At 72.0% G+C, this 21,363-nt stretch carries 17 protein-coding genes; 1 reads left to right on the forward strand and 16 read right to left on the reverse strand.

What is annotated here, in order from left to right; all coding sequences use genetic code 11:
* Position 1: 1 nt before the first annotated feature.
* The 13 genes from AB0C27_RS02170 to AB0C27_RS02230 all read right to left on the reverse strand — a co-directional run bounded on the left by AB0C27_RS02170 (position 2) and on the right by AB0C27_RS02230 (position 14,849).
* Positions 2-2,122, reverse strand: coding sequence for a transglutaminaseTgpA domain-containing protein (locus AB0C27_RS02170; protein ID WP_357836459.1), 2,121 nt, complete (start codon positions 2,120-2,122; stop codon positions 2-4).
* A gap of 185 nt (positions 2,123-2,307) precedes the next feature.
* A complete protein-coding gene (locus AB0C27_RS02175; RefSeq protein WP_357836462.1) occupies positions 2,308-3,432 on the reverse strand; it encodes a DUF58 domain-containing protein in 1,125 nt (374 codons plus the stop codon).
* On the reverse strand, positions 3,429-5,600 hold the full coding sequence (locus tag AB0C27_RS02180; RefSeq protein WP_357836465.1) for a hypothetical protein: 2,172 nt from the start codon (positions 5,598-5,600) through the stop codon (positions 3,429-3,431). The genes AB0C27_RS02175 and AB0C27_RS02180 overlap by 4 nt, the downstream gene beginning before the upstream one ends.
* Positions 5,601-5,704: 104 nt before the next feature.
* Complete coding sequence (locus AB0C27_RS02185; RefSeq protein WP_357836468.1) at positions 5,705-6,184, reverse strand: YbaB/EbfC family nucleoid-associated protein; 480 nt, start codon at positions 6,182-6,184, stop codon at positions 5,705-5,707.
* An 88-nt stretch (positions 6,185-6,272) separates the two neighbouring features.
* Positions 6,273-7,166: a HipA domain-containing protein gene (locus AB0C27_RS02190; RefSeq protein WP_357836471.1), complete on the reverse strand. Its 894-nt coding sequence runs from the start codon at positions 7,164-7,166 to the stop codon at positions 6,273-6,275.
* A 126-nt stretch (positions 7,167-7,292) separates the two neighbouring features.
* Complete coding sequence (locus AB0C27_RS02195) at positions 7,293-8,132, reverse strand: hypothetical protein (protein WP_357836474.1); 840 nt, start codon at positions 8,130-8,132, stop codon at positions 7,293-7,295.
* On the reverse strand, positions 8,107-8,871 hold the full coding sequence (locus tag AB0C27_RS02200) for a DUF262 domain-containing protein (RefSeq protein WP_357836477.1): 765 nt from the start codon (positions 8,869-8,871) through the stop codon (positions 8,107-8,109). Before AB0C27_RS02200 ends, AB0C27_RS02195 begins: the two co-directional genes overlap by 26 nt.
* 117 nt (positions 8,872-8,988) lie before the next feature.
* Entirely contained in the window at positions 8,989-9,705 is a 717-nt protein-coding gene (locus AB0C27_RS02205; RefSeq protein ID WP_357836480.1) for a class I SAM-dependent methyltransferase, read from the reverse strand.
* A 40-nt stretch (positions 9,706-9,745) separates the two neighbouring features.
* Positions 9,746-10,801: a LacI family DNA-binding transcriptional regulator gene (locus tag AB0C27_RS02210; protein WP_357836483.1), complete on the reverse strand. Its 1,056-nt coding sequence runs from the start codon at positions 10,799-10,801 to the stop codon at positions 9,746-9,748.
* Positions 10,802-10,870: 69 nt separating this feature from the next.
* Positions 10,871-11,620 (reverse strand): cupin domain-containing protein, encoded by a 750-nt coding sequence (locus AB0C27_RS02215; protein ID WP_357836486.1) that lies wholly within the window; start codon positions 11,618-11,620, stop codon positions 10,871-10,873.
* Positions 11,617-12,519 (reverse strand): PmoA family protein, encoded by a 903-nt coding sequence (locus AB0C27_RS02220; protein WP_357836489.1) that lies wholly within the window; start codon positions 12,517-12,519, stop codon positions 11,617-11,619. The genes AB0C27_RS02215 and AB0C27_RS02220 overlap by 4 nt, the downstream gene beginning before the upstream one ends.
* Positions 12,516-13,637 (reverse strand): Gfo/Idh/MocA family oxidoreductase, encoded by a 1,122-nt coding sequence (locus tag AB0C27_RS02225; protein WP_357836491.1) that lies wholly within the window; start codon positions 13,635-13,637, stop codon positions 12,516-12,518. The genes AB0C27_RS02220 and AB0C27_RS02225 overlap by 4 nt, the downstream gene beginning before the upstream one ends.
* 180 nt (positions 13,638-13,817) lie before the next feature.
* A complete protein-coding gene (locus tag AB0C27_RS02230) occupies positions 13,818-14,849 on the reverse strand; it encodes a LacI family DNA-binding transcriptional regulator (RefSeq protein ID WP_357836494.1) in 1,032 nt (343 codons plus the stop codon).
* 310 nt (positions 14,850-15,159) lie between these two features.
* Between AB0C27_RS02230 and AB0C27_RS02235 the strand changes: the two genes are divergently transcribed.
* Positions 15,160-15,591: a hypothetical protein gene (locus AB0C27_RS02235; protein WP_357836497.1), complete on the forward strand. Its 432-nt coding sequence runs from the start codon at positions 15,160-15,162 to the stop codon at positions 15,589-15,591.
* A 153-nt stretch (positions 15,592-15,744) separates the two neighbouring features.
* Here the strand turns inward: AB0C27_RS02235 and AB0C27_RS02240 are convergent, their stop codons facing one another.
* The 3 genes from AB0C27_RS02240 to AB0C27_RS02250 all read right to left on the reverse strand — a co-directional run bounded on the left by AB0C27_RS02240 (position 15,745) and on the right by AB0C27_RS02250 (position 21,147).
* Positions 15,745-16,788: a phosphotransferase gene (locus AB0C27_RS02240; RefSeq protein WP_357836500.1), complete on the reverse strand. Its 1,044-nt coding sequence runs from the start codon at positions 16,786-16,788 to the stop codon at positions 15,745-15,747.
* A 123-nt stretch (positions 16,789-16,911) separates the two neighbouring features.
* Positions 16,912-18,123: an amidohydrolase family protein gene (locus AB0C27_RS02245; protein ID WP_357836503.1), complete on the reverse strand. Its 1,212-nt coding sequence runs from the start codon at positions 18,121-18,123 to the stop codon at positions 16,912-16,914.
* A 123-nt stretch (positions 18,124-18,246) separates the two neighbouring features.
* On the reverse strand, positions 18,247-21,147 hold the full coding sequence (locus AB0C27_RS02250; protein ID WP_357836506.1) for a M36 family metallopeptidase: 2,901 nt from the start codon (positions 21,145-21,147) through the stop codon (positions 18,247-18,249).
* Positions 21,148-21,363: the final 216 nt, after the last annotated feature.

Genomic DNA, 21,363 nt, shown 5'->3' on the forward strand with positions numbered 1-21,363 from the left:
GTCAGCCGAACAGTGACACCGGCGACAACCGTCTGACGAGCCTCCGCCCCACCCCTGCGCGTCTTCTGACCAGCGCGTCCACCGTGGCGTGGTGCCGCCAGGCCAGCTCAGCGTCAGCCCCGTCCACGGGCGCCCCGCCGAAGGCGGCCAGGTTCGCCAGGTCGGCGAGGGCGGTCAGCGGCTCTCGCGCGCCGGGCCCGAGCGTCTCCTCCGCCAGGCACGCCACCTCCCCGGCGGTCAGCGTCCCCGAGGCGACGGGGATCCCGGCCGCGCGCATGCGGCTCACCGTCTCCCGCCACGCCCCCATCACCCGGACTGCGGCCGAGGCGCCCCGCCGACGGCGGCGCGTCCTGCGGACGAACGGCACCACGCCCGCCGCGAGCAGGTAGAACGCCAGCAGGACGGCAGGAACCGCCCATACGAGGGTCCAGGGCGTCCCATCCGGGGCGGGTCGCTGCTGCTGACCCACCCGACCAGTGGGCGTTTTGTCCGGTTTGGGCTGGGAGGAGTCGCTGTTGATGGCCTGCTCGATCTCCTTGGCCTGCTTGGGAGCCCCCTCGGCCACGTCGCCACCCTCGCCGGCGCGCGTACGCGAGGGCGTCGGATAGAACGGCACCCACCCGATCCCCTTGAACTCCACCTCGGCCCAGGCCAGCACGTCACCACCCCGCACCTGCCGCACGCCACCGCCCCGCCCCTCCACGCGCCCGGGACGGAACCCGACGACGATCCGGCTGGGCAGCCCGATCGAGCGCGCCAGCAACGCGAACGACGCCGCGAACTGCTCGGTCGTCCCCCTCTTCGACTCCGTCAGGAAGAACTCGACGCTGCGATAAGAGTGCCCCGGCGGGGCGTTGACGTCGTTCACGGCGAGCTTGCGCAGGTAGGCCGCCAGCTTGGCGGCCTGCTGCGTCGGGCTGCGCGCCCCCTCGGTGGCGCGGCGGGCGATGCGCCCGAGCCGAGCCCGCTGCGGCGGCGTGCGGCCGTCGGGCCCGTCCGGCAGGGCGCGGGCGGCCGGGTCGTCGGCCGGGGTCGCCCCGCGCAGCTCCTCCGTCGTGAACCGGCGGATCCCCGAGGTCACCTGGTACGTCAGCCCTTCGCGCGTCTGCGTGCCGGCCAGCATGCCGGTGGCGGGGTCGACCATGATGCCGGGGCCCGTGGCCAGCAGCGGCCGGTCGGCGGCGGGCAGCCACGGCCCCGGCAGCTTCTGGACGGTGAACCGCTGCACGACGCTGTCACGCTCGCCCGGCTGCCCGGGCACCCGGCCGCCGGTGGGGACGAAGCCGGCGTTCGACGTCCAGCTCACCCCGTCGAAGGTGTCCAGGACGGCCAGCCGGAGGTTCGCCTCGGAGGTCGTGCTGACCGTGAACAGCTCGCGCTGGGGGTTCTGCAGCCACGCCGACACCTGGTCGAGCGCGCTGACCCCGCGGATCGGACGGGGCGGCGGCTGCTCGACCAGCTCGCGCACGTCGTACGGCCGCCCGGCCATGGGCAGCACGGGACCGGCGACGGCGGCCACCAGCACCAGCCCGGCCAGCAGCGGCATGCCCGCCGCGATCGTCCCCGCCGACCTGCTCGACCTGACCAGCGCGAGCAGCAGCGCCAGCCCCGCGAACCCGGCCGCGTACGGCACCACGGAGCCCGCCCCCGCGACCCCGAGCACGACCGCGACGCCCAGCACGGGCAGGCCGGCCACGGCGGGCAGCAGCACGGCCCGCGAGCGCAGCGCCAGCTCGGCCCCGGCGGCGGTGGCGGCCCAGACCAGGAAGCTGACCAGCACGATCGCGGTGCTGCCCGGCGCGGCGGGCAGAATGGTGGTCAGCAGCCAGCCGCCCGCTTCACGCACGCCGGTCAGCGCCGTACGGACGGCGGCCGGGCCGGGCAGGAACCCGAGCCACGCCTCTTCCCTGAACAACGTGGCCGACACCGCCGTCAGCCAGGCCAGCGCCTGTACAGGGACGACACCCCAGAGCGGCAACCGCCCGGAGACCAGCAGCGACAGCACGCACGGCACCCCGGCCGCCACCGCCACCACGGGCAGCAACGCGTCCATCGGGAACACCCCGTCGAACGCCAGCCCGGCCGCCGCCACCAGCAACGCGACCACCACGACGGAAGCCACTCGCCGCCGCCCCGGCCCCGCCCCTGAAGGCCCCGAGTCCCTGGCCGGCCCCTCCTCCGCCCCGGCACCATCGCGAGAACCGGCCGCACCGGCGCGAGGACCGGGGCCGCTGGGGTGCGGGCCAGGAACGGCGGGGTGCGGGCCGGGGGCAGGCGGGTCGGCGGGGCCGCTGCCCGGTGGGGTGGTCAGCGTGGCCATAACGCGGCCAGCTCCCCGAGATCCCCCACCTCGATCACCGTGACCCCCGCCGCCTGCGGCACCCCGCCCGGCGACGCCGCCCCCACCCGGACGAACACCACCTGGTCGAACCGCCGCCGCACCGCCGCCGCCCCCGCCAGAGCCGCGTACGTGCCGCTGACCAGTACCAGCGCCCCACCGGCCCCCGCCTGCCTGAGCGCCCGGGCGGGCGGCTCGGCCGCGTCGGAAAGCTCCACCAGCGCCAGCCGGTCGAGCACCTCCTCGTCCTCCCCCGCCCCGCCCCTGACGTGCACCAGCTCCCCGGCCCCCGTGAACACCCGCACCGGGAACCGGTCACGCGTCACCGCGCAGGCCGCCGACGCCGCCACGTCGACGGCCAGCTCGAACTCGTCGTCGCCCTCGTACGACGAGGTCCGGGTGTCGAGAACGGTGACGGTGGCCGGCAGGTTGACGTCGGTCAGCTCCTTGACCATGAGAATCCCGGTCCTGGCGGTGGACCGCCAGTGGACGTGACGCAGGTCGTCGCCGATGACGTACTCGCGCAGCCCGTTGAAGCTGCTCGTCCCGGCCGGCGCCGAGCGCGACGCCAGCCCGTCGAGGTGCCGCTGCCGCCCCGCGCGCAGCGGCGGCAGCGGGACGGTGCGGGGCCGGACGAGGAGCAGGTCGGCCCGCCCGTACGCGACCGAGCGGCGCGCGAGCCCGAACGGGTCGCCCCGGTCCAGCAGCAGCGGCCCCACCGGCGTCTCCCCCCTGCGGCGCGTGGGCAGCCGGTACGACACCGTCCGCGCCGTGTTCCCGGCCAGCGCGGGCACCTCGACGGTCACGGTCGTGTCCCGGCATGTGTCCCTGGCGACCAGCCCCGAGCGCCGCCATCGGCCGGCGTTGCGCACGTGCAGCACGGCGATGGCCGGCTCCCCGCGCGTCACCTTCACGGGCGTCACCTCGCGCCGCACCTCAAGCGACGCCCCCATGAGCGTCCACAGGGCGCCGGCCCCCACGGCGGCGAGCCCGGCCACGGCCAGCACCGCCGCCTGGGCGTACCCGAACGGCGCTCCCACCGCGTACACGAGCACCGAAAAGGCCGCCAGGCCCCACCCCGCCCTCGTGATCATTCACACTCCCAGAGCGGGGCCGCGGGGAAGCCCCCCTTCGGGGTGTCCATGAGCACGTCGTTGAGCCAGCCGTTGCCGTTGGCGGATTCGACCTTGTTCCAGACGTCGCTGCTCATGCCCGTGTCGGTGTCGGTGAAGCCGGCGCCCTTCTGCTGGCAGAGCACGGTCATCGTGATGTACGCGCCCTTCGGGATCCGGCCTGCCTCGGCGCCCGCGCTCGGCCCCGAGCGGATGAGCGTGTCGCGGTGGTCGTTGTTGGCGTTCCTGAACTGGGCGGACGGCGGGCGCAGCTCGGCAGTGGCCTCCGCGCGGTCCTGGCTCTCGCCGGCCTCGTTCTTGGCGCGCAGCGTCCAGGTGTAGGACTGGCCGTTCTTCAGTCCGGTCACCTCCGCGCTCGTCCCGTCGGGGGCTGCCGGGTGGGTGCCGGGGCCGTCCAGGAGGTACGTGACGCCGTCCTTGGCGTTCTCGGGCGGCGACCAGGTGAGGTCGGCGCCGTGGTTCTTGCCCTTGGCGGTGAAGCCGGCCGGGCTGCCGGGGGCGACGCAGGGACGTACCGGGATGGAAGGGGCCGATTCCACCTCGCCGCCGGCGTACTGGGCGGCGACGCGGAACGTGTACTCCTGGCCGCAGCCGCCTCCCGTCACCCGGAACTGGAACGGGCCGTCGGCCTGGACCCGGTTCGGGCTGACGTCGGCCCCGCCGGGCGCACCCTTGAGCGTGTAGCCGGTGACGTCGCCCTTGCCCGACGGCGTGAAGACGATCTCCATCCACCCGGGCCCGGAGTTCGCGGTGACCGTGCCCGGCGGGTCGGGGGTGACGGTCGGGGTCGGTGTCTGCTTGGGCGTGGGGCTCTGGGTGGGGGTCTGAGTAGGGGTCGCGGTGACGGTGACGGTGGGCACGGCGGTCTTCGTCTGTGTGGGTACGGACGTCTGCGTCGGTACGGACGTCGGCACGGAGGTCGGCTGCCTGGTCGTGCGGGTCGGCACGGTCGTCGGCCGCACCACCGTGGGCACGCTGGTGGGCACGGGCAGCGGTGTCGGGGTGTCCTTCTGACCGAGCGCCTCGTCGTACTTGCCGACCCGGTGGCCTCTGCCGTCCTGCTCGATGACCAGGGCGGTCTCGCTGAACTGGTCGTTGACCCAGAGCAGCCCGTCCTTGACGAACACGTCCAACGGCCCGGCCTTGCCGGTGACCACCTTGTCGGCCTCGAACCGTTTGGCCACGGTGTCGTACACGATGAGCTTGCCCGTGCTCTCGTCGGCGATGTAGACGCGCCGCCCGAGCGCCTGCGGCGCGCCGAGCTTGCCGCCCTTCACCGAGACCGTCGTCAGCGCGCCGCTGGCGGTGTCGACGAGGACGAGCGCGCCCTGCTTGGGCGCCAGGATCGGCACCACCTGGCTCTCGGCCACGGCGGGCACCCGCAGCCCCGCGCCGCCGGCCTCGGTGACCGTGCTGGGCAGGCTCACCTGCAGCCGGGTGCCGGTCGCGCCGATCACCATGGCGCTGGCGGCGGCGGAGTTGGTGACCAGGGGGACGCCGTTCGCGATCGTCAGCGTGAGCGGGTCGCCGGGCTCGCCGACCGTGACCGCCTTACCCTTCTGCGCGCCGGCCACCTGGACGAGCGTGCCCTCCTCCGGCACGGGCACCCAGAGCGTGCCGCTCTTGTCGATGCCCGCCTGCCCGAGCGGCGGCTTGAGCGTGATGGGGGCGCCGATCGTGTCCACGGTCAGCGGGTCGAGCTGCTGCACGGTGCCGCCGCGCGGGTCGATCCCGTACGCCTTGCCCGCGCCCATCACGATCTGCATGCCGCCCGCGCCGATCGTGCCGGTCTGCGCCACCTCCAGCTGGGTGGGGTCGATGCGGCTGACCTTGCCGGTGGACTCGTCGACGACGAGCACGTTGTCGCCGTCCTGCACGACCGTGAGCGCCTGACCGCCGGCGGAGGCCAGGTCCACCCGGCCGTCCACCTGCCCGGACAGGCCGTTGGCGTGCACCACCTCGCCGTTGAGCGCGCTGGCCAGCCAGGCGCCGACGTCGGCGAGCTTGGGGCGCGCGCTGGAGACGCCCGTGCCCAGGAACAGGCCGGCTCCGACCAGCACGGCTGTCAGCACGCCCGCGACGATCCCCGCCGCCCGCCGCCCCGCCGCGCTCCGCCACCGAAAGGCCACCGATTCACATCCCGCGAGATCCCATGCGTATACGCGTCCGCGGACACACTAGGGCGGGTCACCCGGGTCCCGATGTTCCTTCAAATAACCTAGAAATATCCGGCTCAGCGACCGTCCCGGCGCTCATCTGGGCGCTGGTCATCAGCCTTCGGAAACCGCTCGCCGTTCGGGAACCGCTCAGCGGTCGGGAGCCCTTCAGCCGTCAGGAGCCGCTCGGCCATCGACGCCTCGAAGGCCTCCAGCATGACGGCGAAGCGCGCCTCGTCATCCACCACAGTCTCGGGCCCCGGGGACCCACCGGCCATGATCTCGTCCACCTTCCCGGCCACCTCGTCCTGAGCCTCCTGCGCCGCCCGCAACACCGCCTCGGCCAGCTTCCGACTGTCCATGCTCAGGACACGCGGCGAGAGTACGACGTCGATGAGCCGCCCCGAGGCCCCGGCCGTCACCCGCACCTGCCCGTCCGCCGCCTCACCCCGTCCGACGACCACGTCCAGCTCGTCCTTGAGCTGCTCGACGTGAGCCAGCATCTCCTCGGCCCGCGCGGTGATCCGTCCCAGGTCTTCCGGCTGAAATCCGCTCACCCTACCTCCCGGCTCTCCTCCGGGGAGAGTAAGGGGCAAACACCTCACTTCGAAAAAAGTCGAAGCGGGCGGCTGGTATCGGCCGTGCTCAGTGACCGCGTACGTCAGCGATCAGGGGCAGCGACCTCAGCCGCTGCTCGACGTGCGCGGCCACGAAGGAGGGGATGGTCGGCTCCGCCCTGACCTGTGGCCAGGTGTCGACCATCGCCGCCACGGTGTCACGGACCACCTCGGTCACCTGATCGGCTTCGAGATGGGCGCGCCGGGCGAAGCTCCGGAAGTTGTCGAGCGTGATGAGCCCGGCCACCTTGCCGCCGTTCACCGGGAACGCCAGTTCCTCGGCGCGGAAGTCGTCGTACGAGGATACGGAGACGAAATCGTAGGCCGGGGAGAGGCGCGCGTTCACGCCGTCCGGATATCGCAGCGTCCAGTTCTTGAGATGAGCGTCGAGGTTGCCCATGACCACGATCGCGGCCAGCCGGCGCAGGTATTCGGTCATGTCCTGCGGACAGACCGCGTTGATGACCCGGGCGAGGCCGGCGTACGTCGCCTTCTCGTACTTCGACGCGACAGCGACCTCTCTGACCTGCGCGAAGTCCTCCTGATGCACCCGCCCTCCGGCGAGCCGGTCGAAGCGCCGCACCGCGAACACCATCTCATCGGGACGGACGAGGCCGTCGGGCAACCCGGTCAGATGCGTTCCTTCGATGAGCTGGATCTCCGGCACGCCGATCCCGACGAGCTTGGCCCAGGTCAACATCGCGTGCTCGTTCGCGGGAACCTCGGGAAAGCGCCGGTCGGGGAGCTTGACGATCCAGTCGCCGCCTTGGCCCGACATCGGCAGGACCAGGCCTTTGCCCTCCCACCGCATGGAGAACTTCGCCTGCACCCCGGCCAGGGAGAACCGTACCGTCCCCAGGCCGTCATCATGCGGCTCGACGGCCGACTCCGGGATCACGGGAGTGTCGGATTCCAGCGCCACCCGGACGTTTCCCGGCAGGTCCTCCCCGAGGTACAGGAGAACCTGGAAGTCGTGCGGGCTCGATCGGCCGAGCTCGCGTCCCGAGATGGACCCCCGCCGTCGCCTCGTCAGTCAAGCTCTTCACCTTCATCGAACAACGCGGCCACAATCAGGTCCGTCGCGGAAACCGAACAGCGCACGGCTCTGGACGTGATCGTGAATGATCGCCTCGACCTCCGCGGCGCGTCGTTTCAGAAAATCATCCGCTCGCCCTTGCCGCAGCAGCCGAACCAACTCGGCGTCCAGGCAGTGACTGGCCAGCACGCGTTCGTCCAGGTCCTTCTCCACCAGGAGCCTAGCGATGTCCACCTCTCCAGGCGGCTGAATCAGACGGTTCGCCAGCCCTCTGCCGAGCACACTCCTGTCATCGAGAACGGGCGTCAGCGGCCCCCCTGATTCGAGCAGCTGAGCAGCGTCGATCGGCTCACCGAACCGGTCGTGCGAAAGATGTCTCGGAGCCAGCGACAGCAGGCCGAGAATGTTGACCTTCGCCTGAGCCCGATTCAGCGGGATCTGCGAGATGTCCGGCTTCCACTGGCCAGGCGGAGGCAGGAGTTCGAGCAGTCGCTGCGCGCTCTTGAGCGGATCCGTGTGCACGGCGGCCGCTCCTTGCCGCAAACCGACCGTGTTCCCCTGGGGCGCGACCCCGAGCACCGCACCTCGCCAGATCCAGCGCCGGAGCAGCTCGGCCGCGCGTCCCTGCGGCGGCCCCAGAACCGCCATGAACCGGGCCAGCACCGGGATGTACAGAGCATAGGGAACGAGCTTCACATGGGGAATGCCGGCTTCGTCCCGCAAATAGTCGATGACGTGTCCCAGAGCCGCCTCCGTGCGGACGAACGCCTGATGGCGATCGTCGTCGTCGGCGAACTCGTTGCGGAAATCCCGATCGACTTTCGGGTCACGGATGGCCAGCAGGCTCTGCATGAGAACCTTCCGACAACTCACCGAAACCGAAGGTGCGCACGCTCGCGCTCAACGTCCGCAGATCCCCGGGTTTCTGGTCGCCGGTGATCGAATGCAGTGCATTGAACACCTCCGCGCTTTTCAGCGGTTTTCCGAAGGTGTTCATGCGGTCGAAGATGTCCCGCAGGGAATGGTCGTCCTCACCTGTGACGACGTACATCGGAATCTTGTAGTCGCGAATCGCGGCCACCACTTGGTCGGCCAGCGCGATCTGACCATCGCTCAAATGGCTGCGGGCGCGGATCCACGCGTTGGTGCCGGCCGTGTCGAGAACGAGGGACATGGGGAGCTGGTCGTCGCCCGGTTGGTGACGGCGCGGCAGCGAGACGAAAACTTCGCGTGCCAAGTCGAAATAGACGCGGAAACGAGGGTCCACGGTGTCGTCGCCGGCCGTCAAAGCACCCACCAGACTGGTGATGCGTTGCTGACCGTCCACGACCCAGAAGGCGTCCCCGACCGCTTCCGCCTCGATCCGCAGATGACCGATCTCCACCGTTCCGGCGGGGGCGGGCCGCTGCCAGACGAGCACGTTTCCGATCGGGTAACCACGCAGAATGCTGTCGAACAACTGCGTCACATCATTGCGCTCCCACCGATAAGAGCGCTGGAACGAGGGCACCCGAATGTGGCCCTTGAGGGTGAGCTCCACCAATTCTTTCAGCGAAATGCTGTCGACCTTCGGCCGAGTCACTGCAGCCACCACGGCCTCCCCTCGCTCCTACCTTATGGCTTTTCGCCGCGGATCTCCGCTGCGTCTCGCCCGTGGCCGCCCGCGCCGTCGGCACGTGCGGCGTTGATCTTACGAGTACGTGAGCCGTCAGCGGGTGGCCAGCAGGGCGAAGCGGTGGGCTGTGGCTCGGAGGGGGTGGCCGTGTCGCATGGACTCGTGCAGGGCGCGGAGTCTGGGCTCGTACGTGTGAATGTCGAAGTCGGGCACCTGCCATGAGATGACGCGCAGGAACAGGACGAGGGCGCCGATGTCGTGGAACGTCGTGGTGAACGTGCCCTCCCGGCTCCAAGTGACGTTCAGGTCGGTGGACGCCTGGTCGAGGTTCCAGGAGCGGTCCTCGTGGGGTGGGGCGGCGAGGGTCGTGTTGATCTCTTCCAGGTCGCGGCCCCCGACCTGCTGGGTGAGGAACGTGCCGCCTGGGGTCAGGAGGCGGTGCAGTTCGTGGGGGTCGTACGACTCGTGCCGGTTGATGATCAGGTCGAAGGAGGCGTCGGGGAACGAGCGGGTGTCCTCGGCGACCTCGACGCCCAGGGGCTCCAGGCGGGCGCGGGCGAGGGGGAGGTTGGGCGGGTGGGCCTCCGTTGCCGCGGTGCGGGGTGGGAGCGGGGTCAGGGAGGACAGGAACTCGCCGCCTCCCGTTCCCAGGTCGAGGAGGGCGGAGGAGCGGGCCAGATGATCGCGGGCCAGGCGCTCGTAGTCCCATGGCAGGGTGCCGTCGCAGGTGACGCGGTCGCCGAAGACGGAGAAGTCCCAGCCTTCGAACGGCGTGGTCAGCGCCTCGTCGATCAGTGCCTCGTAGCCCATGGCGTGATCATGCCCGGTGGATCCGGTACCGCGCATCCGGTTATGGCGCAGGCTTCTGGGGTGTGCTGGCGCGGAGGGTTACCTGGGCCGGGAGGGGGAGGTGGGCGGTCGTGTCGGCCGAGAGGGCCAGGCGCATCGCGTTCAGGCCGGCCTCCCGCAGCGGCACGGCCACCGATGTGAGCGCCGGCCCGACGTCCACCGCCGGGCCGATGTCGTCGAAGCCGGCCACCCCGATGTCCCGTCCCGGGAGCACGCCGGCCTCGCGGAAGGCGGTCATCGCGCCGATCGCCATCACGTCGTTGACCGCGAACACCGCCTCCACGTCCCCGGCCCCCCGCTCCACCAGCCGCCGCGCCGCCTCGTAACCGCCGTCGCGGGTGAAGCCGGTCTCGAACGCCAGCGGCGCGGGCGCGCCGGACCCGTACAGACCGGACAGGAAGCCCTCGTGCCGGTCTCGGGACGTGCGCAGCGACGGCGTGGCGTGGAAGACGGCGAAGCGGCGGTAGCCGCGGGCGAGCAGCGCGCAGGCGAGCGCGGCCGAGCCGCCCCGGTCGTCGATGGTGACGGTGCCGAACGGCAGGTCCCGCTGGCTGATCAGCACCACCCGCCCGCCTGCCGTACGGTACTGGGTCAGCTCCTCGATGAGCGCGTCCCTGGTGGCGGTCCCCTCGATGCGGCTGCCGGTGACGATGATGATGCGCGGGCGCTGACCGCGCAGGGTTCTGACGATCTCCAGCTCGCGTTCCGGCGAGCCGTCGGCCACCGCCATGGTGACGATGAGGCCGGCCTCCGTGGCGGCCTGGGTGACGCCGGCCGCGATGGAGGAGAAGTAGGGGTCGGCGACGTCGCGGACCACCAGCGCGACGGTCCTGGTCGAGCCCTTGGCGATGGCCTGGGCCGACAGGTGCGGCTCGTAGTCGAGCTTGGCGGCCGCCGCGCGTACCCGGGCGACGTTCTCCGCCCTGACGTTGCGCGCGCTGCCGTTGAGTGCGCGGGAGGCGGTGGCGATGGAGACGCCCGCCTCCCTGGCGACGTCATGCAGGGTCGCCGCACCTACCGGGGTTGCAGGAGGCGGCGGCTCTTCCATGGCGGTCATCCTGTCACCGCCGTCAGGGGGTTCGCTCCCGGTCGCGGTGGTCTCGTTCGTCAAAGGGGGTCAAGGGGGTCAAGGGGACGGTGTGCGCACGATGGGGTGGGCGACGTCGTGGGCGCGCAGGTTGCCGCACATCCCCCACCGCTCGTCCGGCGGGCTCTCCATCAGTGCCGACTCCATGAGGTGCGCGCCGTCGCCGCGTTCCAGGGCGTCCAGGACCGCGGCCGTGCGACCGGTCTCCGCCGCGACCGTGCTCTCCCAGATCTTCCGCCAGGCCACGGCCTTGGGCCTGACCAGGGCGATCGCGCTCTCGTAGAAGGTGCGCAGCGCCTCGGGGCCGCCCTCGGTGAGGCGGTGGAAGCCCTCCACCGCCAGGTCCCTGCGCCGCCGTACCGCTTCCTCGACGCCGTCGGCGGGCAGGGTCGCGGCCTCGCGGTAGCGCTCGGGGTCCGCCACGATCTCGGGCGGGAACGTCATGACCGCGTCGCCGGCCTCGGGCAGGCCGGCGTTCGACATGACGACCACCACCTCCAGGCCGCCGTGGTTGACGGCCCGGTGGATGGTGCCGGGCGTGAACCACACGGTCGAGCCCGCGCTCAGCGCGGTCTCCCTGAGGCCGTGCGCGTCCAGCGTCTGCAGCGCGCCGTGGCCCGCGATCACCACGTACGCCTCCGTCGAGGCCGTGTGCAGGTGCGGGGTCCCGCCTTCCAGCCCGTCGGCGCACGCCTTGCCCGAGTAGACCGTCAGCCGGCTGATCGACGTACCGCCGGGAAAGGCCCCATGGCTGGACACTCCTGGGGAGGAGGCGTCGGGAGTGGTCATCGCAACGCGTTCCTTCCGTGTTCCGCCAGCAGGGCCGTGCCGGACTCGCCTCGGTCACCGTCGGCGATGACGACCGCGTACCGGAAGCCGAGCGTCTCCCCGTCCGCCAGCGGCACCTCCTCGCTGAAGAACGGCGCGGGGTTGAGGCAGGCGAAGTTCTCCGTGCGGGCGAACCACTGCGGCGGATGCCGCGGATTGGCCGCAGCGTCCACCATGACGACGGTGGAGTGGTCGCCGCTCTCGTCGTGCCGGCCACGGAAGCCGAACCACTCGGCCCGCCGGCCGCGCAGCTCGTCGCCGCCCGCCCCATCGGGCGACTGGATGACGCCGTCGGTGAACGAGCGGGGGCCGCGCCAGAACAGGCCGCCGTAGCCGGCGTTCTCCCTGCCCTTGGTGGTCGGCGAGCCGAAGTCGATCGTGGCGCCGGACACGTTCGTCATGGCCGTCTCGAAGACCAGCGCCCAGGTCGCGTCGTCGATCAGGGTAGCGGCGAGCGAGCGCCGCTCCTCGATGACCGGATCGCCGCTCTGCGCGGTCCAGTCGAGCGTGTGGCCGAGCTCGACCCGGTCGCCGGTGGCCGCCAGCGTGGTCATCTCGCGGTGGACGGCGCTGCCGTTGTTGTCGCGCTGGACGTACCGGCCGTCGGTGTACGTGGGCCCGCCCCAGAAGTTGTGCTCCCCCACGTGCGGCAGCGACCAGGCGATGCCCTTGTGCCAGACGTGGTCGTGCGGCCGGTAGAGCGACACGAGGGCGCCGCCACGGGTGCGGATCGGGTGCAGGTACGGCTTGGGCGACTCCAGCACCGGCGTGTCCGGGCGGTAGACGTAGGTGAACAGCTCGGTGGCGCCGGCGCTGACGGCGACCGACCGGCCGAGTTCGTGGGTGGCCCGCAACGTCACGTGGTCCTCCAGGGGGCGCCCGTGCCGTCCATGCGATGGGCGAACGGGCTGTCTGCGGTGATCTGACCGGCCCGTACGCGTTCGCCGGTGAAGGCGGAGGCGTACAGGGCGGCGATGAACTCCATGGTCCTGCGGGCGTCGGCGGCGGTGACCGGCGGCGCCTGGCCCTGGTCGAGCGCGTCGAGCACGGCCGTGAACCAGTCGCCGTGGCCGCTGGACCCGCCGCCGGGGTCGGCCTTCCACAGGGAGCTCACGCCGTCGTGGCCGGGGGCGGTGGTGACGGTCCAGTCGTCGTCGGTGTAGCCGTACAGGTGCTCGACCTCGACCGTGGCGCGTTCGAAGTCGAAGCGCAGCTCGGAGGTCTGTCGCGGGGACAGGACGGAGTTCACCACCGTCGCCGTCGCGCCGCTCTCGAACGTCACCAGCGCCATCGACACGTCCTCGGTGTCCACCGGGCGGGCCTGGCGGGCGGCCACGGCGGTGACCTCGCGCCAGGGGCCGAGCACCGACAGCAGCAGGTCGAACTGGTGGATCCCGTGGCCCATCGTGGGCCCGCCGCCCTCCGACTCCCACGTGCCGCGCCACGGGACGGCGTAGTAGTCGTCGTCGCGGTACCACTGGGTCAGGCACGTGGCCAGCAGCGGGCGGCCCAGATCGCCGGCCTGCGCCAGCCGCCGCAGCCGTACGGCGCCGGCGCCGAAGCGGTGCTGCAGGACGGTCGCGACGTGCCCGGCCGAGTGCCGCTCCGCCTCGATCAGGGTGTCGAACTCGGCGAGCGACAGCGTGGGCGGCTTCTCCACCAGCGCCGTCACCCCGGCCTCCAGGCAGGCCAGGGCCAGCGGGGCGTGCTGCTGGGGCGGGGTGCACAGGTGCGCGACGTCCAGCCGCTCCTCGCGCAGCAACTCCTCGGCGCTCGCGTAGGCGTGCGGGATGCCGTACGTGGCGGCGAACTCGCGAGCCCGCCCGGCGTCCACGTCGGCCACGGCGACCAGCTCGGCCCGGCCATGCGAGACGCCGCCGTCCGAGGCTCTGTCGGCCGAGGCCAGCACGGCTTTGGCGTGCGCGTGGGCGATCCCGCCGGTGCCGATGATGGCGGCCCGGTACGTGCGTTCAGACATGTGTTCCTTCGCGATTCGGTGGGGGCCGGGCGCCGTCGATCTCGGCGCGGCGCTCGGGGACGAACGACGTGACCGGCCTGCTCCGGCGTCCGCCGGTCGGACCGCACCTCTTCCGTACGCCACGGGAAAACGTATTCCGCAGTTTGCCCGCCCATGACCCGGAGCGTCAAGACACCCGCGTCACGGACGGGGCCGGACGCTGTCCCTGATGATCAGCCTTCCCTCCAGGACCAGCCGCCTGGCCGGCCCCCGCTCCCCCACCGCGAACCGGATCGCCTCGGCCCCCGCCCGCGCCAGCGGCAGCGCCACCGTCGTCAGCCGCGGCGTCACGTCGGAGGCCAGCGGGATGTCGTCGATCCCCGTCACCGAGACGTCCTCGGGCACGCTGAGACCGGCCGCACGGAAGGCCGACATCGCGCCGATCGCGATGGCGTCGTTGCCGGCGAGCACCGCCTGCCTGCCATCCATCCCCGCCTCGGCCAGCTCGCGCGCGGCGGCGAACCCGCCGTCCCTGTCGGCCCGGCAGGGCACGAGCTCGATGTCGCTCTCACGGACGCCTTCCGCACGCAGGCCCGCCACGAATCCGGCCGCGCGGTCGCTCATGTTCCGCCGGTCCCCCGCGCCCACGAAGATCGCCACCCGCCGGTGCCCGGCACGGCCGACGAAGGCACCCATCGCGCGGGCGGCGCCAGCGTTGTCGAAGACGATCGTGTCGAACGTCAGGTCCGTCTCGCCGACGACCGCGACCCGGCCGCCCTCCCGTTCGTACGCGAGCAGCTCCTTCACCAGCCGGTCCTCCGCGGCGGCGGCCAGCAGCCGGTTGGAGGTGAGCACGAGGGCGCGCGGGCGCAGCGACCTGAGCACGCGGACGGTCTCCGACTGGCGCTCCGGATCGCCCATCGTTGACGACACCGTGACGAACGCCCCCTCGGTGCGGGCCTCGCGTTCCATCGCCGCGACCACCAGGCCCATGCTCGGGGTCGTGAGATCGTCGGCGACGAGCGCGATCGAGTCGCTGGCCCGGCGCATCGCCCTGGCCGAGGCGTCCACCGTGTAGCGCAGGGCCGCCGCCGCGGCCAGCACGCGGGCCTGGAACTCGGGGGCGACCTTCCTGGCGCTGCCGCCGAGGACCCGGGACGCGGTGGCGACCGAGACGCCCGCCGCCGCGGCCACGTCGTGCAGCGTGACCGTGGGCCTGGCCGCGTGGGGCATCCGCTGCGTCCTCTCCTCAGGGGAACGACCGGCAAACGACCGACCGGCACGCGATCGGCACGCGATCGGCACTGCAGCGTAGCGCCTGCCACCCGCCCGAACCGTCCCGTACGGCGCGGTCGGTCGCGCGGTGGCCGGTCGAGCGGTGGCCGTGTCGCGCGGTGGCCGGTCGAGCGGTGGCCGGGCGAGCGCCGAGGTGTGTCGGCGGTCACTCTTGATGTGTGGATTCCTCCGCAGTTGGGCGGCGCGGATCTCCGTACTGTCCTGTTTGCCGGACCACCCGGCAGCACCGACAGGGGAGGACACCCACATGCGTAAGCTCTTCGCGATCGCCGCCATAGCAGGCTCGACGGCCCTCACCGGCCTCGCCCTCGGCCCGGCCACCGCCCAGGCGAGCACCAGCGCCGCCGCCGGCTCCGCGGCGGCCACCGTCAGCAGCACCGCGAACTTCGGCAACTGGGGCAAGTACTTCTCCAGCGACCGCAAGGCCTACACCTTCGGCAAGACCTGGAAGTCGCACGGCAAGGTCTACACGAAGTGGTACGGCGTGGAGAAGCGCGGTGGCAAGAAGGGCTGGATCTGGTTCGAGTTCTACCAGAACGGCGGCTGGCACAAGTTCAACCGGTCCTGGGACGACAAGACCGTCGGCAGCTGGAACGGCAAGGGGATCAAGAAGGTCTACACGTTCACCTGCTGGGGCGGCAAGTTCGACCACTGCGGCAGCAAGCACCGCATCTACTGAGCGTGATCTCCTGGCCCTGCCCCACGGCGCCCGATCTCCCGCGCCCGATCTCCCGCGCCCGATCTCCCGCGCCCGATCTCCCGCGCCCGATCTTCTGCGCCCGATCTTCTGCGCCGGATCTTTTGGGCCCGGCTTACCGGGCGTGATCCCAGGTCAGGCGAGCCCCGGGGCCCGGCGGTCGTCCGCCGGGCCCCGGCTCTGTTCCAGCGCCTCCAGTACGGCGGCCAACTGGGCGGGGGCCGGCATGATGCGCAGCGCCTCGTCGATCTCGCGCTCCGCCCACGCGCGGTGCCGCGGCTCGGCATCCTGGTCGAGCGCGATGCGCGTCTGGAGCAGCAGGAAGTTCAGCCGGGAGGCGACGAGCATGGAGAAGTCGGCCGGGCGGGTGATCCGGCCTGGCCCGCCCTCGCGCAGGTAGGCCCGGTACATGCGACGCATGGCGTCCAGGTCGGGCGCCGGGTCGCAGAACCAGTCGAACAGGGCCATGGCCAGCTCCCGCCCCGGTTCGGCGGGGCCGAGGCGGTCCCAGTCCACGACCACGAGCGCGCCGTCTGGGCCGGTCAGGACGTTCTCCGGGTGCAGGTCGCGATGGCAGAGGATCAGGGCGGCCGGCTCGGGCGGGCCGACCACGGCACTCAACTCGGGCACCATGGCCAGCCGCTCCCGCAGCCGATCACCCCACGGAACATCCGCCGCGCTGAGGGCGGGCGCCCGCTCAGCGGCGCCGGCCTCGCTCGCCTCGTCCCATGCGCCGGGAGCGGGCGGGCGGTGGTACCAGGGGTCAGGGGCCTGGCCGTCGGGTTCGGTGGTGACGGCGGGTGCGCAGCGGTGCAGCCGGGCGAACAGCGCTCCCAGGTCCTCCGGTGTGGCCGGGGCCGCCGGGTCGAGCGGGCTCAGGTCGATCCAGTCGTACAGCCGCAGCCACGTCCCACCAGGCGTCTCCACCAGGTAGCGGCCGTCGCGGCTCGGGTGGCTCGCCGGGAGCCGCACCCCATGCGCCGCCGCTCGCCTGGCGAAGGCGAGTTCGGCCGCGACCAGCGCCTCCGCCGGCGGCTCGCCGAAGATCTCCTTCAGCGCGTACGACGCCGCCCCGGTCTCCACCCGCCAGACCTGGCCCAGCGCCCCCCGCCGCCCCTCGGACACCACGACGCCGTCATCCCAGCCGAACGCCGCCCCCGCGCACGCCATCAGGTCCATGCCCCCAGAGTGCCGCACGCACCCCGGCCACCGCCGCCCCCATCGCCCTAGCCCCCGTCGCCCTAGCCCCCGTCGCCCTAGCCCCCGTCGCCGCCCCCATCGTCTCGGCCACCGCCGCCCCGATCACCCCTGCGACTGGCGTACGCCGGCCCGCCACACGTCCGCGATGGCCCTGGTCGCCGTGATGTCGCTGGTCGGGTCGCCGTCCACGAGCAGCAGGTCCGCCCGGAGCCCCGGCGCGATCCGGCCCCGGTCGGACAGGCCGAAGCAGCGCGCCGTGAGGCTGGTCGCCGCGCTCAGCGCCTGCTCGGGCGTCAACCCGGCCTCGGTGAGCATGAGCAGTTCGTGGTGCAGACCCGCCCCGTGCACGGGCCCGAACGGCGTCGCGTCCGTCCCGGCGAGGAGCGGCACGCCCGCCCGCAGCAGCGCGGACGCCGCGTGCGAGGCGTTGACGACACCCTGCGCGTGCATGGGGATGCCGGTGAACTCCCGGCTGAAGGTGGCCTTCGACCGCTCCGACATCCGCGCCGCGACGCGCGGATCGCGCAGCAGCTCGGCTCCGTAGGGGTCGCCTGAGACGGCCTCGATGTAGGTGATCGTACTGGCCACGAACACGTCGTACGCGGCGACCCTGGCCGCCATGTCCTCGGTGCCCTCCTCGTCCACGTCCGTGTAGAGATGCGCAAGCCCGTCCACGCCGGCGTCCAGCGCGATCAGCGCCTCCCTGGCCGTCACGGTGTGGGCGATGACCTTGAGCCCGGCGGAGTGCCCGGCCTCCACCAGCACGGCGGCCAACTCGGGGCTGATGACCGGCAGCCGCATGCCGGAGACCGCCCCGTCGTCCACGGCGATCTTCAGGTAGTCGGCGCCCTCGTCCACCCGCGCCGCCACGAACGCCTTGGCCTGGTCGGCGTCGGCGACCGTGTCGAGGCCGGTGTCGCTGCCGAAGGCGCGCAGCACGTCCTCGGTCATGATCTGGGTGGGGTGCCCGCCTGGCGCGGTCGCGACCATACCGGAGCTGCGCAGGTCGGCGACGTCGTCACGCTCGGCGGCCAGGCGGCGCTGGACGGCCAGGGTGGGCGGCAGGTTGTTCATGTCCAGCTCGGTCGTGACGCCGAACCGCAGCGCCTCGGCCAGGTCGCCGTCGAAGGCGTGCGCGTGGGCGTCGATCAGGCCGGGCAGCAGCGTCTTGCCCGTGCCGTCCACCTTCACGTCCACCTTCACGCCCGCCGGCGCGTCCGGCTCCGCGATGCGGGCGCCGTCGATCAGGACGTCGGCGCCGGTCACGGTCCGCTCGCCGTCGAAGACCCGGACGTTTCTGATCAGAGTACGCATGACTCATCCCGTCGATAGTTCGATATCTGACTAACCATGCCCAAGATAGTACGACCTCTAACTATCAGACGCAAAAAAGGGCCCGCGCCCCGGTTCGGGACGCGGGCCGTACTGCGGAAAGGATCAGTGGGAGAAGGCCTGGAACTCGGCCGCCCTGACCTGGTCCCGCTGCGGGCTGGCCGTGGCGCAGTCGGTCGCGGAGTTCGGGTCGGCGTCCTGCTCACCGGCGAACAGCGGGTTGCCGGTGCACTGCGTGCTGAGCGCGCGCAGCATCAGGTGCGTGGCGTTCGTGTCCCTGACGTCGAACGACTTGATCAGCATGTCGGCGCCCCTCGGCCTGGGCAGGGAGGCGTCGAACGCGTTCGTCCGGCTGGTGTAGACCTTCCGGAAACTGGCCGGGTCGGCGCAGTTCGCGCTGCAGGCCAGCACCTCGAACGAGCGCAGGCTGGAGAAGCGGTTCTGCGCGCCCGGGTCGGCCGGGTCGCCGACGTTCGGCCGCAGCAGGGCGCTGACCTGCACCCGGCGGATCTTGACCGGACGGTCGCCCGCCAGGTCCACCACGACCGACTTGCCCGCCGGCGCGCCGGTGAGCGAGGCCCAGTTCGTGGCCTCGGTGTCGTCGATCAGCCTGGCCTGGTTGACGCCGTCGCCCGTCGCCGCCGCCCCGTTCGCCGCCGAGGCGTGGTTGCGGGTCAGCGCCAGCGGCAGCAGCAGCTTCACGCCCGGGATGACCGCGTACTTCAGCCGCTTGTGGCCGAAGCCGGCGCCCACGACGACGAAGTCGTACTGGCCGGGGGTCATCTCGACCGTGTCACCGAGCGGGGTGGCCGGGTCGGTGTCGGCGACGGGGACCACGCGGCCCTCGTAGTCGCCCACGTACAGCCGCAGCGCCGCGCCCTTCGCCTCGCCCAGGGGCTTGAGCTGCAGCGAGCCGTTCCTGCCCGCCGGGTCGACGAAGCTCGGCGTCGCGTCGGCGTCGTTCGCGCCGTTGCTCGCCGCGCCCTCGCCCAGGCCGTGCTCGGCGAACGCGCCCCACATGATGTCCTGGTTCGCGCCGCCGAAGCGGATCGCGTCGGCCGCCAGCAGCGCGTCACGGTGGTCGACGTAGCTGACCGCGCCGGTCGCCATCAGCAGCAGCGCGTCGAACGAGAGCTGCGCCCAGCGCCGGTTGCCCGGGCACTTCTCGACCGGCGTCCGGCCGTCCGCGCACGCCTTCTGCTGCTTGGCCGAGCCCTGGCCGTACCGCTTGACGAAGGCCGCGCGCACGTCGAACTGTGTGGCCGACCAGATCTCGCCGTCCGCGTGTGGCTGGGTGCCGACGATGTCGTAGGCCAGGTCGCTGTAGTTGAGCGGCGACTTCGACATGTCGTAGTTCCTGATGCCGCGCCCCTTGTCGCCGGTGACGTAGCCGCCGGTGACGTACGGGGTCTGGCCCGAGGGGCGGAAGCCGTACTCGTAGAGGTACTCCATGGCGAACAGGTCGGAGGTGCTCTCGTTCATGGCCCCGGGCTGGGTGCCGCTCCAGCCGGCGTTGGGCCCGCCGATCATGCGGCCGGAGATGGCGTGCGTGTATTCGTGCCCGATGACCGACATGTCGTAGTCGCCGTCCACGCACGGCGCGTAGAAGGAGCCGGCGATCGGCTGCCACAGGTACATGTTCGTGATCGGCGCGACCCCGTCGGGGCCGGTGATCTGGTTGGCGTTGTCGCGTACGGACAGGACCCGTGCGCCCGCCTGGGCGTTGCCCTGCTCGGGGTCGTTGCCGAGCCCGCCGCGCGTGCCGTTGTCCACCTGCATGTTCCAGGCGGTCTCGGTGAAGCCGAGCCGGTAGGACCAGTCGTGCATGCGGTTGTGCATGGCGTTCAGGTTGGCGATGGCGGCCTCGAGGTCGGCCTCGCCGGGCCGGTCGAGCTCCGCCGGGTCACACTTGGCCTTGTACCAGGCGTTCTTCCACGGGTAGGCGTAGTTCCTGCTCGGGGTGGCCACGTTGGATCGGGTGCCGACCGAGAACGGGTCGCCGTTCGCCCGGTTCTCGAAGGTCTTGGCCGCGTTGCCGAGGCTGGTGTTCGTCGGCTCGTTCGTGGCGTGGTCCACGTCCCACGCCTTGCCCGTGCCGGGGTCGCCGCCGCTGACGTAGTCGCAGCCGGGGCCGGGCGCGTAGCACCAGGTCTGGCGGGTGTCCTTCGAGCTGTAGTCGTCGCGCGGGTTGGACGGGAACGCCTCCCAGTGCGGGTTCTCCGGGTCGAAGTGGTCGACCAGGTTCTCCCGGGTCAGGATCGCGCCGCTGACCGCGTCCACGTGCGTCGTGTACCCCGCCTCGGCGCCCTGCGCGCCGCCGATCAGGACCACCTGGAACGCGTTGTGCACGCCGTCGGGCGCCGGCACCGCCACCGGGGTGGCCTGCTTGGTGATCGCCGTGGCCAGGTCGATGCCGCCGTCGGCGGCCGCGATCTCCATGGCCCGCTCCGCGGTGATCGCGGCGGCCGGAGGCGCTTCCGTGCTGCGTGACAGCGTGGACGTCACGTGCCTGATCTGGCCGCCGGAGACGCCGACGGCGACGAGGCCGTCCACGCCGGCGGGCAGGTCGCCGAAGCGCTGGCGCAGCAGTACGGCCGCGCCCGCCCCGATCGGGTTGACCGCGACCGTCTCCAGGGCGTCCACGGACTCGGCCGTCAGCCCGAAGATGCTCTCGTTGTCCTTGAGGTAGGTCTTGGCGGCCTGGACGGGGTCGGAGCCCAATCCCTCGGCCAGCGGTTTCGCGCTGACGACGGCGGCGGGGGTGCCGAGAGCGTTCCAGGTGATGCGCGCGTCCGGGGCCGCGCCGCGCCGGTTGGCCGCCGCCGGGGGCGGCACCCGGCCCTGGCGGTTGTCCACGTCGGGTTCGCCGTGGTTCTCGGCCTGGAAGTCATGGACGACGGCGGCCTGCCCGCCGGGTTCTCCCCGGGCCGCCCCCGCTACGGGCAGAGCCGACGCTGTGAGCGCGGCGACGATGAGTGTGCTGCGTAACCAGGGCTTGGTCGACACGTTTTCCCTCCTGCGTGTCAGGGATGCGCAGCTTTCGCGCATCTCCCGACAGAGGTAACATCACCGACCCTGGCTGACAAGATCTTGTAAAACGAGAAATATCAGCGTATAAGCAGTTGAAAAGTGCGGGACAGATGTCCGGCGCCTCGGCGACACGAAGAGTCGTCCGTAGCGACCATCCCTTACATGGAATGAGGGTTTTTGCCGCCGCGCCCG

It is taken from the genome of Nonomuraea sp. NPDC048882, from assembly GCF_040649755.1.
Taxonomy (GTDB): Bacteria; Actinomycetota; Actinomycetes; order Streptosporangiales; family Streptosporangiaceae; genus Nonomuraea; species Nonomuraea maheshkhaliensis.